This window comes from Asanoa ishikariensis (assembly GCF_900107455.1).
Lineage (GTDB): Bacteria > Actinomycetota > Actinomycetes > Mycobacteriales > Micromonosporaceae > Asanoa > Asanoa ishikariensis.
The window spans coordinates 159,085-182,768 of sequence record NZ_FNQB01000004.1 but is presented as its reverse complement, the minus strand read 5'-3'; the positions used below and the strand labels follow the sequence as shown (position 1 = coordinate 182,768).

At 70.2% G+C, this 23,684-nt stretch carries 22 protein-coding genes; 13 read left to right on the top strand and 9 right to left on the bottom strand.

The window, feature by feature from the left end; genetic code table 11:
- The first annotated feature begins 78 nt into the window (after nt 1-78).
- Nucleotides 79-3,186: a glycosyl hydrolase family 95 catalytic domain-containing protein gene (locus BLV39_RS33660; RefSeq protein ID WP_090801216.1), complete on the top strand. Its 3,108-nt coding sequence runs from the start codon at nt 79-81 to the stop codon at nt 3,184-3,186.
- Here the strand turns inward: BLV39_RS33660 and BLV39_RS33655 are convergent.
- Together BLV39_RS33655 and BLV39_RS33650 are read right to left on the bottom strand one after the other, a co-directional pair.
- Nucleotides 3,160-3,873 carry a FadR/GntR family transcriptional regulator gene (locus BLV39_RS33655; RefSeq protein ID WP_090801214.1) on the bottom strand — a complete coding sequence of 238 codons (714 nt, stop codon included), beginning with the start codon at nt 3,871-3,873 and terminating at the stop codon, nt 3,160-3,162. The two genes, BLV39_RS33660 and BLV39_RS33655, sit on opposite strands and share 27 nt — an antisense overlap.
- Nucleotides 3,874-4,053: 180 nt before the next feature.
- Nucleotides 4,054-5,676, bottom strand: a complete 1,623-nt coding sequence (locus BLV39_RS33650; RefSeq protein WP_090801212.1) for a glycoside hydrolase family 27 protein — start codon at nt 5,674-5,676, stop codon at nt 4,054-4,056.
- A gap of 266 nt (nt 5,677-5,942) precedes the next feature.
- Here BLV39_RS33650 and BLV39_RS33645 point away from each other — a divergent pair, with 266 nt between their 5' ends.
- The 5 genes from BLV39_RS33645 to BLV39_RS33625 all read left to right on the top strand — a co-directional run bounded on the left by BLV39_RS33645 (nt 5,943) and on the right by BLV39_RS33625 (nt 10,665).
- Complete coding sequence (locus tag BLV39_RS33645) at nt 5,943-6,791, top strand: PaaX family transcriptional regulator (protein ID WP_090801210.1); 849 nt, start codon at nt 5,943-5,945, stop codon at nt 6,789-6,791.
- Between the two features lie 79 nt (nt 6,792-6,870).
- Nucleotides 6,871-7,794 (top strand): SDR family NAD(P)-dependent oxidoreductase, encoded by a 924-nt coding sequence (locus BLV39_RS33640; RefSeq protein WP_090801207.1) that lies wholly within the window; start codon nt 6,871-6,873, stop codon nt 7,792-7,794.
- Between the two features lie 2 nt (nt 7,795-7,796).
- The gene (locus BLV39_RS33635) at nt 7,797-8,717 is read left to right on the top strand and encodes an amidohydrolase family protein (RefSeq protein ID WP_090801205.1); all 921 of its coding nucleotides are present in this window, start codon (nt 7,797-7,799) and stop codon (nt 8,715-8,717) included.
- Nucleotides 8,695-9,147: a MaoC family dehydratase gene (locus BLV39_RS33630; RefSeq protein ID WP_090801202.1), complete on the top strand. Its 453-nt coding sequence runs from the start codon at nt 8,695-8,697 to the stop codon at nt 9,145-9,147. Before BLV39_RS33635 ends, BLV39_RS33630 begins: the two co-directional genes overlap by 23 nt.
- Nucleotides 9,148-9,162: 15 nt before the next feature.
- Nucleotides 9,163-10,665: an acyl-CoA synthetase gene (locus BLV39_RS33625; protein ID WP_090801200.1), complete on the top strand. Its 1,503-nt coding sequence runs from the start codon at nt 9,163-9,165 to the stop codon at nt 10,663-10,665.
- Here the strand turns inward: BLV39_RS33625 and BLV39_RS33620 are convergent.
- The 7 genes from BLV39_RS33620 to BLV39_RS33590 form a co-directional block, all read right to left on the bottom strand.
- On the bottom strand, nt 10,589-11,476 hold the full coding sequence (locus BLV39_RS33620) for a PaaX family transcriptional regulator (protein WP_090802782.1): 888 nt from the start codon (nt 11,474-11,476) through the stop codon (nt 10,589-10,591). The genes BLV39_RS33625 and BLV39_RS33620 overlap by 77 nt on opposite strands.
- A gap of 28 nt (nt 11,477-11,504) precedes the next feature.
- Nucleotides 11,505-12,320 (bottom strand): ABC transporter permease, encoded by an 816-nt coding sequence (locus BLV39_RS33615; protein WP_090801198.1) that lies wholly within the window; start codon nt 12,318-12,320, stop codon nt 11,505-11,507.
- Nucleotides 12,317-13,111 carry an ABC transporter permease gene (locus BLV39_RS33610; protein ID WP_090801196.1) on the bottom strand — a complete coding sequence of 265 codons (795 nt, stop codon included), beginning with the start codon at nt 13,109-13,111 and terminating at the stop codon, nt 12,317-12,319. Before BLV39_RS33610 ends, BLV39_RS33615 begins: the two co-directional genes overlap by 4 nt.
- Before the next feature lie 7 nt (nt 13,112-13,118).
- Nucleotides 13,119-14,096 carry an ABC transporter substrate-binding protein gene (locus BLV39_RS33605; RefSeq protein WP_090801194.1) on the bottom strand — a complete coding sequence of 326 codons (978 nt, stop codon included), beginning with the start codon at nt 14,094-14,096 and terminating at the stop codon, nt 13,119-13,121.
- 178 nt (nt 14,097-14,274) lie between these two features.
- Nucleotides 14,275-15,582, bottom strand: a complete 1,308-nt coding sequence (locus BLV39_RS33600) for an extracellular catalytic domain type 1 short-chain-length polyhydroxyalkanoate depolymerase (protein WP_176985224.1) — start codon at nt 15,580-15,582, stop codon at nt 14,275-14,277.
- A 254-nt stretch (nt 15,583-15,836) separates the two neighbouring features.
- Nucleotides 15,837-16,223: an aldehyde dehydrogenase family protein gene (locus tag BLV39_RS33595; protein WP_176985223.1), complete on the bottom strand. Its 387-nt coding sequence runs from the start codon at nt 16,221-16,223 to the stop codon at nt 15,837-15,839.
- Between the two features lie 118 nt (nt 16,224-16,341).
- Nucleotides 16,342-17,109, bottom strand: coding sequence for a FadR/GntR family transcriptional regulator (locus BLV39_RS33590; RefSeq protein WP_090801192.1), 768 nt, complete (start codon nt 17,107-17,109; stop codon nt 16,342-16,344).
- A 150-nt stretch (nt 17,110-17,259) separates the two neighbouring features.
- Here BLV39_RS33590 and BLV39_RS33585 point away from each other — a divergent pair, with 150 nt between their 5' ends.
- From BLV39_RS33585 to BLV39_RS33555, 7 genes are all read left to right on the top strand, one after another.
- Nucleotides 17,260-18,528: an ABC transporter substrate-binding protein gene (locus tag BLV39_RS33585; protein WP_090801190.1), complete on the top strand. Its 1,269-nt coding sequence runs from the start codon at nt 17,260-17,262 to the stop codon at nt 18,526-18,528.
- A 115-nt stretch (nt 18,529-18,643) separates the two neighbouring features.
- The gene (locus BLV39_RS33580; protein WP_239083558.1) at nt 18,644-19,504 is read left to right on the top strand and encodes a carbohydrate ABC transporter permease; all 861 of its coding nucleotides are present in this window, start codon (nt 18,644-18,646) and stop codon (nt 19,502-19,504) included.
- Nucleotides 19,504-20,331 carry a carbohydrate ABC transporter permease gene (locus BLV39_RS33575; protein WP_090801184.1) on the top strand — a complete coding sequence of 276 codons (828 nt, stop codon included), beginning with the start codon at nt 19,504-19,506 and terminating at the stop codon, nt 20,329-20,331. The genes BLV39_RS33580 and BLV39_RS33575 overlap by 1 nt, the downstream gene beginning before the upstream one ends.
- Nucleotide 20,332: 1 nt before the next feature.
- Nucleotides 20,333-21,484, top strand: coding sequence for a mandelate racemase/muconate lactonizing enzyme family protein (locus BLV39_RS33570; RefSeq protein ID WP_090801182.1), 1,152 nt, complete (start codon nt 20,333-20,335; stop codon nt 21,482-21,484).
- Nucleotides 21,481-22,509 (top strand): zinc-dependent alcohol dehydrogenase, encoded by a 1,029-nt coding sequence (locus BLV39_RS33565; RefSeq protein WP_090801180.1) that lies wholly within the window; start codon nt 21,481-21,483, stop codon nt 22,507-22,509. The genes BLV39_RS33570 and BLV39_RS33565 overlap by 4 nt, the downstream gene beginning before the upstream one ends.
- Nucleotides 22,506-23,267, top strand: coding sequence for a 2-dehydro-3-deoxy-D-gluconate 5-dehydrogenase KduD (kduD, locus tag BLV39_RS33560; RefSeq protein WP_090801178.1), 762 nt, complete (start codon nt 22,506-22,508; stop codon nt 23,265-23,267). The genes BLV39_RS33565 and kduD overlap by 4 nt, the downstream gene beginning before the upstream one ends.
- A 34-nt stretch (nt 23,268-23,301) precedes the next feature.
- Nucleotides 23,302-23,628, top strand: coding sequence for an L-rhamnose mutarotase (locus BLV39_RS33555; protein ID WP_239083559.1), 327 nt, complete (start codon nt 23,302-23,304; stop codon nt 23,626-23,628).
- Nucleotides 23,629-23,684 lie beyond the last annotated feature (56 nt).

Genomic DNA, 23,684 nt, shown 5'->3' with positions numbered 1-23,684 from the left:
TTGACGTTAGACGTCAGATGTTTGTAACCTGACCTTCACATCGCTTAGACGAGTTTCGATGCGTTGCGGAGGTCCGTCATGTCTGACCTGACCCGGAGGCAAGTGCTGCTCGGAGCGGCAGGCGCCGGCGCCGCGATGCTCCCCTGGATCGCTCATCCTCGGCCGGCGTCGGCCGCCCCCGCCGCGGTGCTGGCGGCGAACGACCTCGCGCTCTGGTACGACGAGGGCGCGGGCACGGACTGGCTGCGCGCCCTCCCGATCGGCAACGGGAGGCTGGGCGCGATGGTGTTCGGCAACGTCGACGTCGAGCGTCTGCAGCTCAACGAGGACACCGTCTGGGCCGGCGGGCCGTACGACTCGAGCAACACCCAGGGCGCGGGGGCGCTGTCGGAGCTCCGGCGTCTGGTGTTCGCCAACCAGTGGAGCCAGGCACAGTCCCTTGTCGACCAGGCCATGCTCGGCCGACCGGCCGGCCAGCTCGCGTACCAGACGGTCGGCAACATCCGACTCACGTTCCCGAGCGGCTCCGGGGTCTCCGAGTACTACCGGCATCTGGACCTGACGACCGCGACGACCTCGGTGTCGTACCTGCAGAACGGGGTCCGGCACCAGCGCGAGACGCTCGCCAGCGCGCCCGACCAGGCGATCGCCGTCCGGCTGACCGCCGACCGCGCCGGCGCCATCAGCTTCTCGGCCCGCTTCGACAGCCCGCAGCGCACGACGCAGTCCAGTCCGGACAGCGCGACGATCGCGCTCGACGGCCTCTCGGGCGACATGGAGGGCGTCACCGGGCGCGTCCGGTTCCTGGCGCTGGCCCGGGCCGTCGTCGAGGGAGGCAGCGTCAGCAGTTCGGGCGGGACGCTCACGGTCAGCAACGCCACCAGCGTGACGCTGCTGATCTCCATCGGCACCAACTACGTCAGCTACGCCAACGTGTCCGGCGACTACCAGGGCATCGCGCGGGGGCACCTCGCCAACGCGCAGAGCCGCTCCTGGGACCAGCTACGCAGCCGGCATGTGGCCGACTACCAGACGCTCTTCAACCGGACGACGCTCGACCTCGGTCGGACCTCGGCGGCCGACCAGCCGACCGACGTCCGGATCTCCCAGCACGCCAGCGTCAACGACCCGCAGTTCTCCGCGCTGCTCTTCCAGTTCGGTCGCTATCTCCTGATCTCCTCGTCGCGCCAGGGCACCCAACCGGCGAACCTGCAGGGCATCTGGAACGACTCGCTCGCGCCGTCCTGGGACTCGAAGTACACGATCAACGCCAACCTGCCGATGAACTACTGGCCGGCCGACACCACGAACCTGTCCGAGTGCTTCGAGCCGGTGTTCAGGATGGTGAACGACCTGGCCGTGACCGGCGCCCGCACCGCACAGGTGCAGTACGGCGCCGGCGGGTGGGTGACCCACCACAACACCGACGCCTGGCGGGGCAGCTCCGTCGTCGACGGTGCGCTGTGGGGAATGTGGCAGACCGGAGGCGCCTGGCTGGCCACGCTGATCTGGGACCACTACCGGTTCACCAACGATCTCGACTTCCTCCGCCAGTACTATCCGGCGCTCAAGGGCGCCGCCCAGTTCTTCGTGGACAGCCTGGTGCCCGAGCCGAGCCTGGGCTACCTGGTCACCAACCCGTCGAACTCGCCGGAGCTCGCGCACCACTCCGGTGTCAGCGTGTGCGCGGGGCCGACCATGGACAACCAGATCCTGCGGGACCTGTTCAACGCGTACGCCCAGGCCAGCCAGGTGCTGGGGGTGGACGCCGACTTCCGGACCCGGGTGCTGGCGACCCGCGACCGGCTGCCCCCGATGCGGGTCGGGTCACGCGGCAACATCATGGAGTGGCTGTACGACTGGGTCGAACCCGAGACGAGCCACCGCCACGTGTCGCATCTCTACGGGCTCCATCCCAGCAACCAGATCACCAAGCGCGGCAATGCCACTCTCTTCAACGCCGCGCGGCGCACCCTCGAGCTGCGCGGTGACGACGGCACCGGCTGGTCGCTCGCGTGGAAGATCAATTACTGGGCACGGCTGGAGGAGGGCACCCGCGCGCACGACCTGATCCGACTGCTCGCCACGCCGGCAAGGCTCGCGCCCAACATGTTCGACCTGCACCCGCCGTTCCAGATCGACGGCAACTTCGGCGCGACGTCCGGCATCGCGGAGATGCTGCTGCAGAGCCACGCCGGAGAGCTGCACGTGCTGCCGGCGCTGCCGTCCGCCTGGACGAGCGGCCAGGTCCAGGGGCTCCGCGGTCGCGGGGGCTACACCGTCGGCATCACCTGGAGCGCCGGACAGGCGAGCGAGATCCTGGTGCGGGCGGACCGTGCCGGGACCGTCAACGTCCGCGGCCGGGACTTCGCCGGCACCTTCCAGGTCGTCGACACCAGCACCGGCGGCGCCGTCTCGGTCACCCGACCGGAGAGCGACGTCATCGCACTTCCGGTGCTGGCCGGGCGCACGTACCGGGTGACCGCGGCGCAGCTTCCGGTCGTCGGCACCGCGGCGCTCTACTCGGACACGAACTTCGGCGGCAGCGGCGCCGCGCTCGCGGTCGGCAGTTTCACGGCGGCGCAGCTCCAGTCGGCCGGGATCGGGCTGCGAACCGCGTCGTCGGTCCGGGTGACCTCCGGATACCAGGTCGTCGGCTACGCGAACGACAACTTCACGGGCACGAGCTGGACCTTCACCGCGGACAACGCGGACCTGCGCGCCACCGGCAACAACGACGCCATCGCGTCGGTGCGGGTCGTCTTCAACCCGTCGCGGTACGTGCGCGTGACCAACGTGGCCAACGGTTTGGTCATCGACAGTGGCGGGTCCGTCGCCTCCGGCTCGAACCTGAAGCTGTGGGCCTGGAACGGCAGCAACAACCTGCAATGGCAGCTCGTCGAGCTCGGCACCGGCTACTACCGCATCGTCAACCGCGCCAACGGCATGGTCGCCGACGGTTGGGGATCGACCGCCAACGGCTCCCCGGTGCGGCAGGCGGCCTGGAACGGGGGCACCAACCAGCAGTGGCAGGTCCTCCACCTCGGCGAGGGCCGCTATCGGATTCTCAACCGGACCACCGGACTGGCCGTCGACAACGGCGGCAGCGTCGCCGCCGGCTCGACGCTCAAGCAGTGGGCGTCGAACGGCAGCACGAACCTACAGTGGACGGTCGCGTTCGTTTAGGGCAGGCGCGGCACCGATCACCGTACGCAGCCAGGCTTCCGACGTGTTCACGTGGACGAGGGCGGCGGCGTGGACGAGTGCCGGATCCCGGGCGAGCAGGGCGAGATAGATCGCCCGGTGCTCGTCGATGGTGCGGTCGGCCGCGTTGCCCTCGATCAACCCGCGCCAGACCCGGGCGCGCAGGGTGCGGGTGGAGAGGCCGTCGAGCAGCGAGGTCAGCGTCTCGTTGCCGGTGCTGGCGGTGATCACGTGATGGAACGCGGTGTCGTACTCGATGAGCTTCTCCGCGTCGCCGGCCGCCGCACCCATGTCGTCGAGGATGCGGCTCAGCTCCGCGAGCTGGACCGTGGTCATGCGCAGCGTCGCCACGCCGGTCGCCACCGGCTCCAACATCCGGCGGACCTCCATGACCTCCAGCAGCGTGTCGTCTCGCAACAGCTCCACCGCGACACCGAGTCCTTCCAGCAACAGCCCCGGCGACAGACTTGTGACATAGGTGCCGTCTCCCCGGCGGACGTCCAGCACCCGAGCGGACTCGAGAACCTTCACCGCCTCGCGGACACCGCTGCGCGAAAGGCCGATCTGCGTGGCCAGTTGCTGTTCCGGGGGCAGCCTGGCCCCGGGCTGCAGCTCGCCGCTCGCGATCATGCCGCGCAGCTTCGCGATGGCTTCGTCGGTCAGCGCCACGAATCCCCCTTCGAGCCGGCTCGGGGCCGTACCACTCGAATATAGGGTTCGGGAAGCGTCCGGCTGCCGGCTCCCGCGGGGTGGAACCCGCGGGAGCCGGCCCTCACCGTCCAGCTGTTCGGCGTCCTACTGGATGGCGACGTCGTCGGCGAACGAGCCGATTTCCCTTTCCTGGGCCGCTCAGGTGACGAGCGCCCAGCGCTGGTTGGCGGCCGCCGTGCAGTTCCAGAGCAGCACGACGGTGCCGTTGGTGGTCAGGTTCCGGTCGACGTCCAGGCAGAGTCCGGACTGCTCACCGCGTGCGGTGCCGTCGGAGCCGAACGTCCAGCGTTGGTTGGCACCGCCGTTGCAGTCCCAGAGCTGCGCTTTCGACCCGGCGGCGGCGTTGAGCGGAGCGTCCAGACACTTGCCGAGCGCCCGGACGGTCTGCCCGTCGCGCGTCCAGCGTTGGTTGGTGCCACCGTTGCAGTCCCAGATGATCGGCTGGGTGCCGTTGGCCCCGCTGCTCTGGGGCACGTCGAGGCACTTCCCGGATGCCGCGCTGACCAGGGTCCCCGTGTTCGACGGCACGGTGCCGCCCCCGGACACCCGGTAGACGACCGTGCCGTGGGCCGGCACCGACGCGCTGATCGTGCCGGTCGAGCTGGTGGTCGTGTTGGTCCACGCGTCCCGCAGCGTGAACGACGAGCCGCTCTTGCCGACCGCCGCGGCGGTGGTCGAGATCGTGGCGGTCGAGCCGCTCTGGTTGAACAGGGCGACCGCGACGTCCCCGTTCGCGAGGGGTTTCGCGAGCACCCGGCGCGAACCGTCGCCGGACACCTGGCGCGCCTGGAGGGCCAGCGAGTCCTGGTTGATCGCGATGAGGTTCTGGTTCTTGAGGATCGTCTGCGTCGCCGAGGTCATGGACCGCACGTCGTTGCCGGCGATCAGCGGCGCCGCCAGCATGGCCCACAGGGCGAAGTGGCTGCGCATCTCGGTGTCCGACATCCCGCCGCGGCCGACCTCGAGCATGTCGGGGTCGTTGAAGCTGCCGGGGCCGGCGTAGTTCGCCAGCGGGACGGTGACGTTGACGATGTTCTGGATGCCCATCGGGTAGCCGTTGCTCTGGCCGGTGTCCCACGCGTTGGTGATGTCCTCGGTGGTGCGCCACAGGTTGGCCACGTCACCCCAGTTGCGCTGCGGCCCGGTCTTCGCGTGGATGCTGTTGGGGTTGATGCTGTAGACGATCGGCCGGCCCGTGGCGGCCAGGGCGTCGCGCATCTTCGCGAACGTGGTGACCTGGTCCTGGATCGTTCCGTTGGGCGAGCACCAGTCGTACTTGAGGTAGTCGACGCCCCAGGCGGCGAACTGCCGCGCGTCCTGCGCCTCGTGCCCCTGGCTGCCGGTCGCACCCGGATAGGCGCCGAAGTACTGCGCGCAGGTCCGGTCTACCGGCACCTGGTAGAGGCCGAACTTCAGGCCCCTGGCGTGCAGGTAGTCGCCGAGCGCCCGCATCCCGCTCGGGAAGCGGGACGGATCGCCCTGCAGGTCCCCGGCGGCGTCGCGGTTGGGGTTGAACCAGCAGTCGTCCACGACGACGTGCTGGTAACCCAGATCGCGCATTCCGCTGGAGACCAGGGCGTCCGCCATCTGCCGGATCAGGGTCTCGTTGATGTTGCAGCCGAAGCTGTTCCAACTGTTCCAGCCCATCGGCGGCACGCGCGCCACACCGTTCGCCAGCGCCGTGGCGGCGGGCGCCCGCAGGACCACTGCGCCTCCTCCCGCGAGCAGAACAGCGAGCACCAGGGCGGCGAACCGGGCCATCCGGCGAACTCTCACGATCAACTCCTCTCGCCTCACGTGATTGGCTATGTGAGCGTTAACATTCGATTTCGCACAAAGCCCGGGCGCATTTCAAACAGGGAGGACGAACCGTTCACATCGGGTAGCGCCGATGTTGCCAGATGGTTTCGGAAACTTTCAAGAGGTGTATCGACCGCGTCGCGAGGACTATTTCGAATGGACCTTCGTAACGAAAAAAGACGACTGTCTTTCTGGCCCGCGCGGGCGAGGGCGGTAGCTTCTCAGGCGTGTTGACCGACAGCGATGAGCGACGGCCACCGGTCGGGCGGGCCCGGGCGCAGCGGCTGCTGGTGACCCTGCTCGGCGACTACTGGCGCGCCGACCGGGAGCCGCTGCCGTCCGGCGGGCTGGTCACGGCCTTGTCCGAGTTCGACATCGCTCCGGCGAACGCGCGCGCGACGCTCAGCCGACTGACCCAGCGAGGTCTGCTCGAGCGGTCCAAAGAGGGCCGACACACCAGCTACCGACTGACCGATCCGGCCTGGCAGATCCTGCGCCGCGGCGCTCGGCGCATCTTCGCGCCGAGCGACGAGAGCACCTGGGACGGCCTCTGGACGCTGATCGCGTTCACCCTCCCCCTGGACGACGCGAGCCAGCGCCGGCTGCTGCGGGCCAGGCTGCGCTGGCTGACCTTCTGGCCGCTGTACGACGGCACCTGGGTCACCCCGCACGACCGGTTCGACGAGGCACGCGACCAACTCCGCGAGCTCGGCATCACGGACGCGGTCGTGCTGCGGTCCCGCGACCTGGAACTGCTGCCCACCGGCCGGGCCCGGCTCGAGGCCGGCTGGCGCATCGACGACCTCGCCGGCGCCTACCGCGACTTCCTGGCCCGCCATCGCCGGCTGGCGAGCCGGGCCGTCGAGGGCGGGCTGGCACCGCGGGCGGCGCTCGTCCACCGCACCGAGATCGTCGACGACTGGCGGGCGCTGGTGGGCAACGACCCCGATCTTCCGGCCGAGTTCCTGCCGCCGTCCTTTCCGCGCGCCGAGGCGAGGCAGCTGTTCCTTCGCACGGCCGAGTCGCTGGCAGAACCGGCCCAACGTCGCTTCGAGGAACTCGTCGACACCCGCTGACCGAGCATCGATGTATTACACATTCGTTGACGTGCTGCCGGATTTCGCATTATGTTGCGGTCGACGCGAAGGAGTTCGCATGCCCCTCGATGGCAAGGTCGCGATCGTCACCGGAGCCGGGCAGGGCCTCGGCCTGGCCTACGCCCGCCAGCTCGCCCGGCAGGGCGCTTGCGTGGTGGTGAACGACGTCGACGGCCAAGCCGCGGACGACGCCGTCGCGGCGATCGAGGCAGCCGGTGGCCGTGCCGTCGCGGTGGTCGCGCCCGTCGGTCCCACCGCCACGGCGCAGGCACTGGTCACCGAGGCCGTCAGCCGCTTCGGCCGGTTGGACATCCTCGTGACGAACGCCGGCATCCTGCGCGACGCGGTGCTGTGGAAGATGAGCGACGACGAGTTCGACGCGGTGATCGACGTGCACCTGCGGGGCACCTTCACCACGGTGCGCGCGGCCGTCCGGCACATGCGCCAGGCCGGCGAGGGCGGGCGGGTCATCTGCGTCGGTTCACCCACGGGCCAGCGCGGCAACTTCGGCCAGACCAACTACGCGGCCGCCAAAGCGGGCATCGTCGGCATGGTGCGCACCTGGGCGCTGGAGCTCGAACGCGCCGGCATCACCGTCAACGCGGTCGTCCCGGTCGCGGCGACCGCGATGACCTCCACCATCCCCTACTTCGCCGCCGCGGTGCGGGCGGACTCGCGCGGGGAGCCCGTACCCGCCTTCTTCCGGCACGACCTCGGGTTCGGCACCGCGGACGACGTGACCGGCCTCGTCGCCTTCCTGGCCTCCGACGCGGCCGCGGCGGTCACCGGTCAGGTGGTCGGCGTCGGTGGTGACCGCATCCAGATCTGGACCCACCCCGAGGCCGCGCTGACCGCCCATCACGAGGGTGGCTGGTCCTACGACACGCTCGCCGCCGCGTGGCCGACGACGTTCGCCGGGGCGTTGCAGCAGGTCGGAGAACGGTTCCCGGACCTTCCCGAGGCGTTCCGGCCGGCCTCCTGAACATGTATCAGCCCGCGATCGACCTCGCCGCCCTGACCGCGATCGACACACACGTGCACATCGAGGTCGACGACCACGGCCATACCTCGCTCCCCGCTCCCCTGGTCGCCGCCGCGTCGCGCTACTTCCGGACCGACGGCCCCCGACCGGCCGTCGACAGCGTGGCGCGCTACTACCGTGAACGGCGCATGGCCGCCGTGGTGTTCACGGTGGACGCGCGCACGCAGCTCGCGCACGCCCCGTTGTCCAGCGTCGACATCGCCCGCGCCGCGGCGGACCACGCGGACGTGCTCATCCCGTTCGGCTCGGTGGACCCGCGCACCGGCCAGGCGGCGCTCGAACTGGCCAACCAGCTAGTCGAGGAGGAGGGCGTACGCGGGTTCAAGTTCCATCCGACGGTGCAGGGCTTCGACCCGAGCGACGAGGCGTACGCGCCGCTGTGGGGCCTGATCGAGAAGCTGGGCGTCCCCGCGCTGTTCCACACCGGACAGACGGGCATCGGGGCCGGGCTCCCCGGCGGCTACGGTCTGCGGCTCGGCCTGTCGAACCCCATGCTGCTCGACGCCGTCGCCGCCGACTTCCCCGACCTGCAGATCGTGATGGCCCATCCGTCGGTGCCGTGGCAGGACGAGGCGCTGTCGGTGGCCAGCCACAAACCCAACACCTGGATCGACCTGTCCGGTTGGAGCCCGAAGTACTTCCCGCCGCAACTGGTGCGCTACGCCAACTCGATGCTCGCCCACCGGGTGCTCTTCGCCACCGACTACCCGTTGCTCACCCCGGACCGGTGGCTGCGGGACGTGGCCGGCACGGCAATCAAGGCCGAGGTGCTGCCCGGCATCCTGAAGGACAACGCCGCCCGGCTGCTGGGGCTGTCGGGTGACCAGGAGGAGGACCTGCGTGCCGACGACGATCAGCTATGACCAGCTCCCCGAGATCGCCGGCGCGGACCTCGGTCACAGTGCCTACCGGACGGTCACGCAGGAGCAGGTCAACCTCTTCGCGGACGCCACCGACGACCACCAGTGGATCCACGTCGACGCCGAGCGCGCCCGGTCCGGCCCGTTCGGTGCGCCGGTCGCGCACGGTTTTCTGACCCTCGCCCTACTCATCCCACTGTGGACGGAGCTGCTCGACGTGCGGGGCGTGGCGACGAAGGTGAACTACGGTCTCGACAAGGTGCGTTTCCCCGCCCCCGTCGTGGTCGGATCCCGCATCCGCATGCGGGCCGTCGTCGCCGAGGTCACCGCGGTCACCGGGGGCTTCCAGATCACGGTCGACCAGGCGATCGACATCGAAGGCGGACCCAAGCCCGCGGTGGTCGCCCGCGGGCTCTACCGCTTCTACGCCTGAGCTGGGAGGTCGCTGATGCACCAGCAGGGTATCGGCACCTGGCTGGCCAAGCGCCGGCTCAGGTCGCCCGAGAAGGTCGCGCTGGTTCACGACGACCGGTCGACCACCTACCGGCAGTTCGCCGATCGCGCGGACCAGGTGGCCTCGGTGCTCCGGCGGCTCGGCGTCCGGCGCGGTGACGCGGTCGCGTACCTGGGCGAGAACAGTCCCGACCTCCTCCAGGTGATGTTCGGCGTCGCGCAGGTCGGCGCCGTCTTCGTCCCGGTCAACACCCGGCTGGCACCGGCCGAGGTGCGCCACGTCCTCACGGACAGCCGCGCCCGGATCCTGATCCACGACCCGGAGCTAACGGAGGCCGTGACGCCCGTCGCGGACCGGGCCCGCGTGCCGCACGTCGTCTCCACCGGCCGAGGAACCCCAGCCCGGCCCGGGCTCACGCGCCTGCCAGGTGCGGAAGGCGCGACGGCCGAGCCAGCGGGCGTGGGCATGGACGACCCGGCGGCGATCATCTACACGTCCGGCACGACCGGCCGGGCCAAGGGAGCGGTGCTGACGCACGGCAACCTCACCTGGGTCGCGGTGAACTGCGTCGTCGACTACGACGTCGTCTCCACGGACGTGGCGCTGATGATCTCTCCGCTGTTCCACGTGGCCTCGCTGGGGATGGGTGCCCTACCCGTCATCCTCAAGGGAGCCACGATGGTGCTGGAGCGGGGCTTCGAGCCCGGACGCGCGCTCGCCCAGATCGAACGGCACGGCGTCACGATGCTCAGCGGAGTGCCGACGACGTACCAGCTCATGGCCGACCATCCGAACTGGGCCTCGACCGACCTGTCGACGTTGGCCAAGCTCACCTGCGGCGGGTCCGCGGTGCCTACCCGGATCCTGCGCGCGTACGAGGATCGCGGGCTCTCGTTCTCCCAGGGCTACGGCATGACCGAGGCGTCGCCCGGCGTGACCTCGCTGCCGCCGACCATGACGCGGGCGAAGCAGGGCAGCGTCGGCCTCCCCCACTTCTTCACCGACGTGCGGGTCCCTGGCCCGCCGGGCACGGTCGGCGAGATCGAGATCTCGGGTCCCAACGTCTTCGCCGGCTACCTCGGGCTTCCGGAGGCGACGGCCGAGGCGCTCACCGCGGACGGCTGGTTCCGCTCAGGCGACCTGGGATATCTGGACTCCGACGGTTACCTGCACATCGCCGGCCGACTCAAGGACATGATCATCTCCGGTGGCGAGAACATCTACCCGGCCGAGCTCGAGCTCCTGCTCAGCGAGATCGACGGGGTCACCGCGGCAGCGGTCATCGGAGTCCCCGACGAGCGATGGGGTGAGGTGCCCTGGGCGATCATGACGGTGCGCGCGGACGTCACCATCGACACGGAGACCGTACGCGGAATGCTGGATGGCAGGATCGCCCGCTACAAGCTGCCCCAGAAGGTGGTCATCGTGAACGACCTGCCGCGGACCGCCTCGGGGAAGGTGCGGAAGACCGACCTGCGCCGGCGCTTCGGCGGTTGACGGCCGTGCGGTCGCCGACAAGCGTGGCGAACTCGCCGGCGGACGCCCGGGCGAGCCGCTCGTGCATCCGGCGGTAGACCTCCACCGACCGCTCGGCGGGCCAGCGCGCGTCCATGAACTCACGCGGCAGCCTCGGGTCCGCGCGCAGCAGTGCCAGCCAGTCCGCCACGAGCATCGTTCGCAGCGTCAGCGCGCTCGACGCCTGAGCCGTCGCCGCCGCGTCTTCCCAGGTCTCGATGAACGCGAGATGCTCACGCCGGATCGTCTCGATGTCCCACGCGGCCCGGACACTCTGGCCGATCGGGAACCCCGTGAGCTCCCGGGCGTGGAAGCCGACGACGGCGTCCGGCGGCAGGTCCTGGCGCAACGGCTCGAGCGAGCTGGCGAGGTCGACCTCGCCGGGCGCCAACCACAACCCGTCGCGCAGCGGCGCGAAGCCCTCCCACGTCAGGGTCGAGCGCAGGCGGTGGCGGAGCGTGCGCTGGTCCTCGGGAATCGTGAACGTGACGAGCGTCCAGCCGGTGCCCTGCGGGTCGAACGGGTGCGGGCCGCGGACCCGGGCCGTCGCCTCGCGCAGCACCGCCGTGCCGTGTTCGGTCAGGGAGAACAGGATCTCCCGCCCGCTGCGACTGCGCGCGAGGATGCCGGTCTGCACGAGCCGGTCGAGGGTGGCGCGCGTCGCCGGGGCGGCGACGCCGGCGCCCTCGAGCACGCCGATCAGCACGCTGGCCCGGATGGGGCCGGGATCGTCGTCGACCACGTGCTCGCCGAAGAAGGCGAGCACCAGTTGCTTCGGTGCACGGCTGCGCACAGTTCGCCCCTCCGGCGGGCCGGTCCGGTCAGGCACGCTCGATCGCCCTGCTTCCGTGGTACCAACGAAGCACCCGCCGCTCGACCACGCCGAAGGCGGCGGCGAGCAGCACTCCGACGAGCCCGAGCAGCAGGATGCCGCTCCACATCTCGGCGATGAGGTAGTTCCGCTGGAAGTAGGCGATCCGGTAGCCCAGCCCGGAGGACGACGCGAACATCTCCGAGATGACCATCAGGATCAGCGCGATCGACAGGGCCTGCCGGACGCCGGTCATGATCCGGGGGCTCGCCGCGGGTAGCACCAGAGACCACAGCCGCTGGCGCCGCCCGATCCGGAACGAGCGCGCGGTATCGGACTGCACGCTGTCGATCGACCGTACGCCGTCGATCGTGTTCAGCAGGATGGGCCAGACCGCGCCCGACACGATGACCACCACCTTCATCGTGTCGGTGATGCCGAGCAGGAGCATGCCGACCGGGATCAGCACCGGCGGCGGGATGGCGCGGAAGAACTCCAACAACGGCTCGACCACGTCGCCGATACCGCGGGACAGACCCACGACGGTGCCGGCGGCGACGCCGACGACGATCGACGCCGCGATGCCGAGGCCGAGCCGGTAGAGGCTCGGCAACACGTCGTCGACGAACGCCGGACCGATCCAGGTCTCGCGGAAGGCGCTCAGGATCGCGAGCGGGCCGGGGAAGAACCGGTTCGTCGTTCCCGTCGAGGCCAGCCCCCAGCACACCAGCACCAGGAACGGAAGGCCGAGGGGATACAGCAGGCCGCCGAGGACCCGGCGGCCCACGTCGCGCGATCCGGTCGCCGCGAGGGTCCGTGCGGTCATGGCGCCTCCCCGCGCACCGACTGGTGCCAGGCCAGCGACCGCCGTTCGATGAGGCGGAACACGATGTTGACCAGCAGTCCGAGCAGCCCGGTGAGGACCACCAGGGCGTAGAGGCCCTCGGCGTCGCCGGCCGAGCGGGAGAGCTCGATCATCCGACCCACGCCCGGGTTGCCGATCACCATCTCCGACGTGATGGCGAGGATCAGCGCGACGGCGGCGGCGAGCCGGACACCCGTCACCAGGTAGGGCAGGGCCGTCGGCAGCACCAGGTAGGCCAGCCGCTGGCGCCGGTTGAGGCGGAAACTGCGAGCGGTGTCGCGCGCCACGACGTCCACATCGGCGACACCGTAGATCATCTGCACGAACACCTGCCAGAACGAGGCGTACACGATGACGACCAGGGCGGCCTGCAGTTGGATGCCGAACATGAGCACCGCGAGCGGGATGAGGGCGACCGACGGGATCGGACGCAGGAACTCGATCAGCGTATGCGTCGCGCGGCGCAGGAACGGCACCAGCCCGACCACGGCGCCGAGGACGACGGCGGCGAGCGTCGCCACGGTGAGGCCGATCGCCCAGGACGTCATGGTGAACCCGAGTCGTCGCCAGAAGGCGAGGTCGCGCAGCTCCTCGGCCAGCCGCACGAGCACGTCCGTGGCGTAGGGCAGGTACTGCGGGTCGACGAGGCCCAGGGCCGGCACGAGCTGCCAGCAGAGGAGGAAGCCGACCAGGCCGCAGGCGCCGAGCAGGACCTTGCGGGGACGGGGTCGCCGAACGGAGGGAACCTGCACCGGACGGCTACTGCTGCTGGATGAGGCGATCGAGGTTCGGCTGGCGGTCGAGGACCCCGTACTTACCGGCCAGCGTCGCCAGCGCCTCGAGGCTCGCCCGGTCGACCTCCCACCCGAACGCCGGCAGCTTGACCGAGTCCGCCACCGCCTCGGGCAGCTTCAGGTTGTCCTTGATGGACTGTCGGAGGGCGGGCTCGTTGGCGGGGTCCTGCGCCCATTGGAGCGACTCCTTCATCGCCGCGGAGAAGTCCGCCACCAGGTCCGCGTCGGAGTCCAACCGCTTCTTGGTCGCGATCGTGGTCAGCGTCGCGAGCCCCGGGACGGTCGCCTGGTAGGGCGCGACGACGAAGGTGTCGCCCCGGCTGCGAAGCTGGGTGACGAACGGCTCCGGCACCCACGCGGCGTCGATGTTGCCGGCCGCGAGCTGCGCGGGTGCGTCGGGGAAGGCGACCTCGACGAACTTGATCGTCTTCGGGTCACCACCGTCCTTCTCGACCGCCGCCATGATCGTCACGTCGCCGGCGGCGCCCAGGCTGTTGACCGCGACGCGGCGGCCGGCGAACTCGGCGGGCCGCTTGATGCCCGACTTGGCCGACGCGACGACGGCGTTGATGTCGTCGCCGGTGGCGTAGGACGACGCGTAGTTGCCGATCACCACGACGCCCAGGTCCTGCACGTCGGCGCGGAACGGCCCGAACGGCTGGCCGATGGCGAAGTCGATGTCACCGTTGATCAGCGCGGGAATCGCCTGTGCGCCGCCCTGCGCGGGCAACACCTCGACCTGAAGCCCGTGCTTGGCGAAGATGCCGGCCTTAATGCCGCCCCACAGCGCGGCTGTCTCGGTGATCGGCAAGGCCGCGACCCGTACCTGGCGAAGCTGGTCGCCACCCGACTGCGCCGCCGCCGGCGGCGAGTCCGAGTCCGTGCAACCGGCGAGGGCCACCGCGACGACGGCGACCAACCCGAGAACGCTGACCTTCTTCATTGACGAGGCCCTTCCTGGAACGGAGGTGGGTGGGATGCGTCAATTGCGAGCTCGTGGCAGGTGCCGTCGTGCGGCGCGTGTGAGCCGGGTCACAACGACCTGTTGGCCATCGTCGGGGACCACGCCCATAAATGTCAAGAAATTCTGACGACCGTCGAAGATGAGTTGAATATTGCGGCTACGGGCTCGTGCACGAGAGGGTTGGGGCGGCCGCGGTCCCGGCACCGAGGAACCCGAAGACCGTCGAGCCTCCGGCGGGGATGGTGGCGTTCCACGACACGTTCCGCACGGTGTAGCTCGAGCCGCTGCCGGAAAGCGTGCCGCTCCACACCTGCGTGATGCTGGTGCCGCCGGTGAAGCCCAGGCCGACCTGCCAACCGTTGACGGCCGCCTGTCCCGCCCGCACGGTCACCTCTCCCTGGAATCCCCCGGTCCACGAGCTGACCTGGCGGTAGCTCGCGGCGCACGCTCCGGCGGGCGGAGCCGTCGTGGCGGGCGGCGTCGTGGCCGGCGGGGTCGTGGCCGGCGGCGGCGTCGGGCTCGTGCCGCTCAGACCGAAGAACGCGACGGCGGCCGCAGCCATCCCGCTGGACGGAAGGCTGTGCCCGGCGCCCGCGATGCTGTAGGCCTCCACCCGCACGTCGCCGGAGGCGGTGGCGAAGCGGCGACGGTTCCAGCCGGACCGCGGCGTGTCGGTCGAGGTCGGCGACTGGCTGAGGCCGAACACGTTGGTCCACTGCTCGATGGACTCCTGCAGCAGCGAGTACGGCACGAGCGTGTCGTTCGTGCCGTGCCAGAGCTGCACCGGGGGCCGCGCCCCGGTGTAGCCGGGATAGGCCTGGCGCACCGCGTCACCCCACTGCTGCGGTGTGCGGTCCATGCTGCCGCCCGTGCACCTGCTGCTGCCAGGCGGATAGTCGGCCGCGTTGGCGAAGCAGTTGAACGGGACACCCATGAACGCCGCTCCCGCGCGGAACACGTCCGGGTAGAGGGCGAGCATCTGGTTGGTCATCATGCCGCCGGACGAGCTTCCGGTCGCGTACACGCGGTTGCGGTCACCGCCGTAGCGTTGCTGCGCATAGCTCACCATCGACACGATGGAGACCGGGTCGCTGCCGCCACCGCGGCGCTTGGCCGCGTCCGACCACGTGTCGAAGCAGTTGCCGAAGCCGGCCTGCTGGGTCGCGGACGGGTAGATGACGATGAAGCCGTACTGGTTGGCCAGCGAGGCGAACTCACTGCCGGAGTAGAAGCCGGGTCCGGAACCGCCGCAACCGTGCATGGCGACCACGATCGCCGGTTGTGCCGGGCGGACGTCCGGCACGTAGATGTGCATCCTCATGCCGCCCGGGTTGTCGCCGAAGTTGGTGACCTCGGCCAACGACGCCGCGGCCGCCGGCGTGGCGAGCCCCGGCACCATCAGCGCCGAGGCCACCACCGCGACCAGTGCCGCGGAGCCGGCGAGCAGGGTTCGACTCAGTTTCATGCGTCACTCCTCGATGCCTCAAGGGGCGTGACGCATCGCCGCCGGACCGTCGACGTGGGTCTTGGCCAGGCGCTCGGACGCGGCAGGCCCCGCATGGTGGGCGTCGACCAGCGCCGCTCGGCATGCCCGGTGAAGCACCGTCCGGCGAGGGTCGGTCAACCGCTGACCGGCGTCGCCGGCTCCCGCGACGCCAGAAGCGTGACAAACAGTGTCCCCCTCGGACACACAATCGTCAATCGATGTACGGCTATGGATCAGGCCCTTCGCGAACCCGGCCGGAGCGCACCGTCGACGCGCCGCGGAATCGCCTCGAAGGCCTCCGTGAGCTCGTCGGGCAGGATCCACTCCGGAGCGTCCTGCCAGGCCAGTGGCCGCAGGAACCGGCGGATCGCGGTCGCGCCCACGGAGGTGTGCACCGAGTTGGTCGCCGGCCACGGCCCACCGTGGTGCTGTGCCCAGGACACCCGCACGCCGGTGGGATACCCGTCGAAGACGATCCGTCCGGCGCGGGCGGCAAGGGCGTCGACCAGCCGGCGCACCACGGCCCGGTCGTCGGCGGCCTCCGCGTGGATCGAGCCGGTCAGCGACCCGGGCAGCGCGCTGAGCACGCCGTCGAGCTTGGCCGGGTCGTCGTAGCGCACGACGACCAGCAACGGGCCGAAACGCGGACTGGATGGCGCGCGCGGCAGCGGTTGGAACCGGTCAGGGCGGCGGCGCCGACCGAATCTCGCGCGAGCTCGGCTACACACCGGCCGCCGACTAACGGCGCAGGCGCACGGGGTCTGGTCCGCTGCGGCGGACCAGCCAAGCGTCGGTGATGTGGGTGAACATCGCCTCGGCGGCGCCGGCCGGGTCGTGCGCGGCGATGCGGTCGTAGATCCGGCGGTGCCCTTGGTTGGACGCGACACACAGGGCACGCTCGGTGCGCCCGAGGTAGGCGGCGCTCCGGATGACCTGACCCTGCAGCGAGCGCACGACCGCCCGGGCGATGCGGTTGCCGGACGCTCGCATGATCATGTCGTGGAAGGCGCGGTCGTGTTCCTCGTAGGTCACGTGGTCGCCGACGAGCTCGTCCATGCGGTCGACCTGGGCGCGCAGTAGGTCGACGGTCTCCTGGTCGGCCAGCCGCGCGGCGACGTTCGCCATGTCCGATTCGAGGACGCGCCGGGTCACCACCACGTCGTCGAGGATCGCCACGGTGTCGTCCTCGGCGATCGTCGCTCCGAGCACCAGATCGTCGAGCATGTCCCATTCGGACGGTGCGGTGACGATCGTGCCCGTGCCCTGGCGGACCTGCACCAGCCCCTTCTCCTGAAGGATCTTCACCGCCTCGCGCACCACCGTGCGGCTCACCGCGAACGTCTCACAGAGCGCGGGCTCGGGCGGCAGCGGCGTGCCCGGCTGATGAACGCCGCGGACGATCCGTTGCACCAACTCGGCGGTGATCGCCTTCGCCAGGTTGGTGGACCGCCGCGCCCAGACCGGCGGCGCCGCGGCCGCGCCGTTCAGTTGCCCTGATGCCGTCATGTCGCCCTCCGGACGCGCCCTTTTGCCCTGCCCCCAGCCCGATCTCGGCAGTATACGGCACTGTGTTGACGTCTAACGTCATACGAGTTACGTTTCTCGTCACTCTGAGCACGATGGTCCTCCCCCGCACCTTCTGGAGAGTGAGCAGCGATGAAGCAGCGAGCACTGTGGTCGGCGGTTCTCATAGCGGTTCTGGCGATGTCCGGATGCGGCAGCGCCTCCGGCCCTAAGGAAGCAGACAAGGGTTCGAACGGCGGCAAGCTCGTCGTCTGGGACTGGAAGTCCGGCGACGCCACCGCCGCGTCATACATCAAGAAGGCGAAGGCCGACTTCGCCAAGAGTCACCCGGACACGACGGTCGAGTTCGTGGCGCAGCCCTTCGAGCAGTACTACACCCTGCTGGGCGCCGCGATCCAGGCCGGCAAGGGTCCCGACGTCATGCTCTTCAACGGCGGCGGCCAGATCCGCGACCGCGTCGACTCCCTGGTGGCGATCGACGAGTACATCGCCGGGGACAAGCAGCGGTTGGCCGGCTGGGATGCCTTCGGCAAGGCCGGCAAGACCTACGCGGCGCCGGTGACCCTGCAGGGACATCCCATCTACTACAACAAGGCGCTCTACAAGAAGGCCGGGCTCAACCCCGACAGCCCACCGCGCACCTGGACCGAGTTCCTCGCCAACTGCGCGGCGATCGCGAAGGCCGGCGCCAAATGCTTCGGGCAGGGCAACAAGGAAGGCATCGGCATCCAGTTCTTCATGTCGGGCCTCGGCTCCGGGATCCTGACGCCCAAGGAGTACGACGACTGGATCGCCGGCAAGCGTGACTGGCAGGCACCCGGCGTCAAGCGGCTCTTCCAACTCTGGAAAGAGGTCAGCGACGCCGGCCTGAACACGGACGGGGCGAACTCGACCGCCATGTTCAACGACGCCTTCGCGCAGTTCCAGTCCGGCAAGGCGGCCCACATGATCGGCCTGATGTCCGACATCGGCCACTGGAAGGACTTCAACGAGTTCCTGAAGCCGGAGAACGTCGGCGTCATGATCGCACCCGTCGTCACCGACGGCGCGACGCCGAGCCTTCCGTACGACGGCGGCATCGGGTACGCGGTCGCCAAGTGGACCAAGGACCCCAAGCTGGCCGCCGACCTCGTGCGGTCCCTGACCTCGACCGACGCCCTCGCCTCGTTCTACGCCGACGCCGGCGCGATCGCCTCCGACACCACGATCGACGTGTCTACCGCCGGCCCGGCGGTGGCGACGATCGTCGCCGACCTCAAGTCCGGAAAGCCCGCCCTGCACGTCGCACTCTCGTCGAAGACGATCGACCTGATGGGACGCCTGTCCCAGCAGTTGATCAGTGGTTCGGTCACGGTCGACGAGGCGCTCAAGCAGCTTGCCGCCTCCGACAAACCGGCCTGAGCCAATGGCCAACAGCACCTCGCACCCGTCGGTCCGCCCGGCTCCGGCCGGGCGGACCGGGGGGCCGCGGCCGCCGTCGGCACCGCGCCGAGCCACCCGGGCGTCGCGCCGGAGCATGCGCGGAGAACGACTGGCTCCGTACGTCCTGGTCGCGCCGGCGATCCTGATCATCGTCGCGCTGCGGCTGTGGCCGCTGGCGCTCGGTGTCAACTTCTCCTTCACCGGGGACGGCGACCGCGACGGCGCCGTCGTCGGCCTGGACAACTACATCGACCTGTTCCGTGATCCGCTGTTCCAGACGGCGCTGCGCAACGTCGGGCTGCTCGTGCTGTTGCTGCCGATCGCGGTGGCGATCCCGGGGCTGCTGGCGACGTTCATCTACCTGCGGGTGCCCGGCCACCGGTTCTTCCGCAGCGTCTACTTCTTCCCCGCGGTGCTCTCTCCCGTCATCGTCGGGGCGATCTTCAATCTCCTGCTCGCGTTCGACGGGCCGCTCAACGCCGTTCTCGGGACCGTCGGCCTCGGACCGGTGGACTGGCTCGGTGATCCGGACGTCGCCATGTTCGCGGTCGTCGGCGTGCACATCTGGGCCACGTTCGGGATGGCGTTGGTGGTGTTCCTCGCCGGCTTCGCCACATTGGACGGTGCGCTGCTGGACGCCGCCCGGGTCGACGGCGCGTCACTCCCGCAGGTGATCTGGCACGTGATCATCCCGGGCCTGTCCCGCACCATCCAGTTCGTCTTCGTCACCACGATGATCGGGATGCTGACGTCCATGTTCGGCCTGCTCTACGTGATGACCAGCGGCGGGCCGGAAGGGTCGACCTACCTGCCCGAGTACTTCATCTGGATCCAACAAGGACAGATGAACCGTCCGGCCCTCGCGTCCGCGGCGTCGACGGTCCTCTTCGTGATCATGTTGGTCGTCGGGCTGCTGCAGCTCAGCCTGCTCCGGCGCGCCGTGAAGGAGTCCTGATGTCGCGCACGCGTACGAGCCGGTGGCTGGTGGCCGTGCCGATGGGCCTGCTCGCCCTGGCGACGATCTATCCGTTGCTGTTCACGGGAAACGTCGCGATGAAGACCCGACGGGAGTACGTCCTCGACCGCTTCTCGTTGGCCCCCGCCGCCCGCTGGGACAACATCGTCGGCGCGTGGACCAGTGTCGGCATGGGCCGGTACTTCCTGAACTCGGTCGTCGTGGTGACCGCCGCGGTGGTCCTGCTTCTCCTGCTGGGATCGATGGCCGGCTTCGCCCTGAGCCAGATCAGGTTCCGCGGCTCCTCGGTCCTGTTCCTGGGCTGCCTCGCGGCGCTCTTCATCCCCTTCCAGGTGATCATGGTGCCGATGGCCCGGGTCATGGCCGACCTCGGCCTCATCGACACCTACCCCGGGCTGGTGCTCGTCTACGTGGCGCAGTTCCTGCCGTTCACGGTCTTCCTGATGACGAGCTTCTACCGCACGATCCCACCGGAGATCATCGACGCGGCCCGGATCGACGGAAACAGCGTCTACGGCGTCTACCGGCGGATCATGCTGCCGATGGGCACGCCGGCCCTGTTGTCGGTCGGCATCCTCAACGCCCTCTTCTGCTGGAACGACGTCCTGATCGCGCTGCTGATGATGCCCTCGGCCGAGCACCGCACGCTCATGGTCGGTGTGACCGCGCTGCGCGGTCAGTATTCGGCCGACATCCCGACCTTCGCGTCCGGCGTGCTGATCGCCGCCGCACCCGTCCTGCTGCTCTACCTGTTCCTCCAGCGCCAGATCGCCGACGGGGTCACCGCCGGCGCCACGAAAGGCTGATATGCGCATCACCGGGTATCGAACGCTGACGACGGTCCACGAGTGGGGCCGACCCGTCGGTGACGCGAACGGCGTCTACGCCGAGGGCAGCGTCCCGGTGCCGATCGTCATGGTCGACACCGACGAAGGAATCACCGGCATCGGGCTCGGTCCCCACTCACACATCGACTCCATCTTCGCCGCCATCGAGGGCGAGGACCCCCGCGGCGTGACCGCCCTCTACGACCGCATGCTCCGGCAGACCTTCAAGGCCGGTCACGCCGGGACGGTCTTCGGGACCATCGGCGCCCTCGACACCGCCCTGTGGGACATCAAAGCCCGCGCCGCCGGTGAACCGCTGTGGCGCATGCTCGGCGGACGCGACCGGGTGGTGCCGGCGTACGCCTCCGGCCTGGACATCGGACTGACCGACGACGAGCTCGTCAAGGTCTACACCGGCTACGCCGACCGCGGACTGCGGGCCGCCAAGCTGAAGGGCGGGCTCGACGTCGAGCGGGACCTGCGCCGCCTGCTGCTGGTCCGCGACGTGTTGGCCGCGGCCGCACCCGGGCCGCGGCCCGGCCTGATGCTCGACGCCAACGAGTGCTGGACCCGCAAGCAGGCTGTCCGGCATGTCCGCGAGCTCGAGGACACCCTGGACCTCACCTGGGTCGAGGAACCGGTGCGGCGGTGGGACGCCGACGGTCTCGCGGCGGTCAGCCACGGCATCCGCGCGTCCGTCGCCACCGGCGAGAACCTCACGGGCCTGGAGCAGTTCCGCCCGCTGATCGCGGCCGGGGCGGTCGACATCGTGCAGACCGCCGCGGTCTGGGGCGTCACCCACTTCCTGCGGGTCTCGGCGCTGGCCCATGCCCACGACCTGCCGGTCAGCCCCATCGGCACCACCCCGGTCGGCCTGCTCCACGCGGCGACATCGGTGCCGAACCACCTGGCCAGCGAACTGCAGGATCTGCGGCCACCGGTGGGCGTCCACGTAGATCTGTCCATCGAGGACGGCGCGTTCGTGCTCAGCGACTCCCCCGGTCTCGGCGTGACGATCGACGAGACGGCCATCGCGGCGTCAGCCCGTCCGGTCGACACCACCACGGCCGACGGGCCGAACGTGCGGCCCGAGCGGGCCGGGCACCGACTGCTGGCGGTGGTCGGGCCGTGAAGGCGGTCGTCTACCGGGGCGCACGGCGACTCGACGTCACGGAGGTGGACGCCCTTCCACCTGGTCCCGGGGAGGTGCGCATCGCCGTCGCGTACACCGGGATCTGCGGAACGGACCTGCACATCTTCCACGGCGACATGGACGCGCGGGTCGGCGCCGCCGCGGTGCTCGGACACGAGATGTCCGGGCGGATCGCCGAGGTCGGCGACGGCGTGACCGCGTTCGCCGTCGGGCAGCCGGTCACGGTCATGCCGACCCGCACGTGCGGCCGGTGCGTCGCCTGCCGGCGCGGGCATTCCCACATCTGTCACGCCATGCGGTTCCTGGGCATCGACTCGCCGGGAGCGATGCAGGCGTCGTGGACGGTTCCGGCGGAGTTGGTGCTCCCCCTCCCGGACGGCCTGCCGCTGCGCCACGCGGCGCTGATCGAGCCGGTCGCGGTCGCGGTGCACGACGTCCGGCGGTCCGGCATCGCCGGCGGTGAGCGGGTCGTCGTGGTCGGTGGTGGGCCGGTCGGCGTGCTGATCGCGACCGTGGCGACGAGACGCGGAGCCGAGGTTCTGCTCGTCGAACCGGATCCGTTCCGGCGCGCCGTCGCCGCCGAGGCCGGGATCGACGCGGTCGACCCGACGACCACCGACGTCGTCGCTCTGGTGGACGACCGCACCGCGGGCGCCGGCGCCGACGTCGCCTTCGAGGTCTCCGGTGCCGCAGGCGGTGTCGAGACGGCGGTCGCGGTGCTCACCACCCGGGGCCGGCTCGTCATGGTCGCGATCCACCCCCAACCCCGGGCCGTCAACCTGCACCGGTTCTTCTGGCGTGAGTTGGAACTGCTCGGCGCCAGGTTGTACGAGCGCGACGACATGGCCGAGGCCGTCCGGCTCGTCGCCTCCGGGGCCGTCGCACCGGAGCGGTTGATCTCACGGGTCGAGCCCGTCGAGGCCGTCGACGCCGCCTTCACGGCCCTCGAGCGCGGTGGCGGCGTCATGAAGGTCCTCATCGACTGGCAGGAGCCCACCCGATGAACGCCCTCTTCGACCTGTCGGGGCGCACCGCGGTGGTCACCGGTGCCCGGCGCGGCATCGGGCTGGCGATGGCCACCGCGCTCGCCGAGGCGGGTGCCGACATCGTGGGCGTCTCCGCCGCGCTCGAGCCGACCGGCAGCGAGGTGGAGCGCCGCGTGCATGCGGCCGGCCGCCGGTTCACCGCGCTGCGCGCCGACTTCGCCGACCGGGCCGACGTGCACCGGCTGGCCGCGGAGCTCGGCGCGCTCGGGCCCATCGACATCCTGGTCAACAACGCCGGCACCATCGGCCGCGCCCCGGCCGCCGACCACACCGACGAGATGTGGGACGACGTCCTGCACGTCAACCTCACCAGCCAGTTCGTGCTGAGCAGGGAGGTCGGCCGGCGGATGCTCGACCGCGGCAGCGGGAAGATCATCTTTACGGCGTCGCTGTTGAGCTTCCAGGGCGGCATCACCGTTCCGGCCTACACCGCGTCGAAGTCCGGTCTCGCCGGGCTCACCAAGGCACTGGCCAACGAGTGGGCCGCGCACGGCGTCAACGTCAACGCGATCGCGCCCGGCTATGTCGCCACCGACAACACCCAGGCGCTGCGCGCGGACCCGACCCGCAACGAGGCGATCGTGGCCCGGATACCGGCGGGCAGGTGGGGCCGCCCCGCCGACCTCGCCGGCGCAGTGGTCTTCCTGGCCGCACCGGCGTCCGACTACGTCAACGGGATCGTGCTCCCCGTCGACGGCGGCTGGCTGGGGCGCTGATGCACGACCGCAGATCGGTGACGAGGAGGCCCACTTGCAGCGCTACGCGATGGTGACCCGGCTGCTTCCCGAACGACGCGACGAGTACCTACGGCTGCACGCGGCCGTCTGGCCGTCGGTCGAACGGATGCTGCTCGACGCCAACATCCACAACTTCAGCATCTTTCTTCATGACGACCTGCTCTTCGGTTACTACGAGTACACCGGGCAGGACCATGCCGCCGACCAGGCCCGCATCGCCGCAGATCCACAGACGCGGCGCTGGTGGACGCTGACCGACCCCTGTCAGCAGGCGCTCGACGGCACTGACTCCGCGCGCCGGTGGGCGCCGATGGCGGAAATCTGGCACCTCGCCGGATAACCACCGCGCATGCGGGCGCAACCCCGGTCGAACGGCAGCGCTGCCCTCGCCCGGGC

Excerpts from the sequence above, each read along its gene's own strand:
- BLV39_RS33660 (WP_090801216.1), top strand. The coding sequence starts at position 79 with ATGTCTGACCTGACCCGGAGGCAAGTGCTGCTCGGAGCGGCAGGCGCC.
- BLV39_RS33650 (WP_090801212.1), bottom strand. The coding sequence starts at position 5,676 with ATGGCCCGGTTCGCCGCCCTGGTGCTCGCTGTTCTGCTCGCGGGAGGA.
- BLV39_RS33640 (WP_090801207.1), top strand. The coding sequence starts at position 6,871 with ATGCCCCTCGATGGCAAGGTCGCGATCGTCACCGGAGCCGGGCAGGGC.
- BLV39_RS33635 (WP_090801205.1), top strand. The coding sequence starts at position 7,797 with ATGTATCAGCCCGCGATCGACCTCGCCGCCCTGACCGCGATCGACACA.
- BLV39_RS33625 (WP_090801200.1), top strand. The coding sequence starts at position 9,163 with ATGCACCAGCAGGGTATCGGCACCTGGCTGGCCAAGCGCCGGCTCAGG.
- BLV39_RS33615 (WP_090801198.1), bottom strand. The coding sequence starts at position 12,320 with ATGACCGCACGGACCCTCGCGGCGACCGGATCGCGCGACGTGGGCCGC.
- BLV39_RS33605 (WP_090801194.1), bottom strand. The coding sequence starts at position 14,096 with ATGAAGAAGGTCAGCGTTCTCGGGTTGGTCGCCGTCGTCGCGGTGGCC.
- BLV39_RS33600 (WP_176985224.1), bottom strand. The coding sequence starts at position 15,582 with ATGAAACTGAGTCGAACCCTGCTCGCCGGCTCCGCGGCACTGGTCGCG.
- BLV39_RS33590 (WP_090801192.1), bottom strand. The coding sequence starts at position 17,109 with ATGACGGCATCAGGGCAACTGAACGGCGCGGCCGCGGCGCCGCCGGTC.
- BLV39_RS33585 (WP_090801190.1), top strand. The coding sequence starts at position 17,260 with ATGAAGCAGCGAGCACTGTGGTCGGCGGTTCTCATAGCGGTTCTGGCG.
- BLV39_RS33580 (WP_239083558.1), top strand. The coding sequence starts at position 18,644 with ATGCGCGGAGAACGACTGGCTCCGTACGTCCTGGTCGCGCCGGCGATC.
- BLV39_RS33575 (WP_090801184.1), top strand. The coding sequence starts at position 19,504 with ATGTCGCGCACGCGTACGAGCCGGTGGCTGGTGGCCGTGCCGATGGGC.
- BLV39_RS33570 (WP_090801182.1), top strand. The coding sequence starts at position 20,333 with ATGCGCATCACCGGGTATCGAACGCTGACGACGGTCCACGAGTGGGGC.
- kduD (WP_090801178.1), top strand. The coding sequence starts at position 22,506 with ATGAACGCCCTCTTCGACCTGTCGGGGCGCACCGCGGTGGTCACCGGT.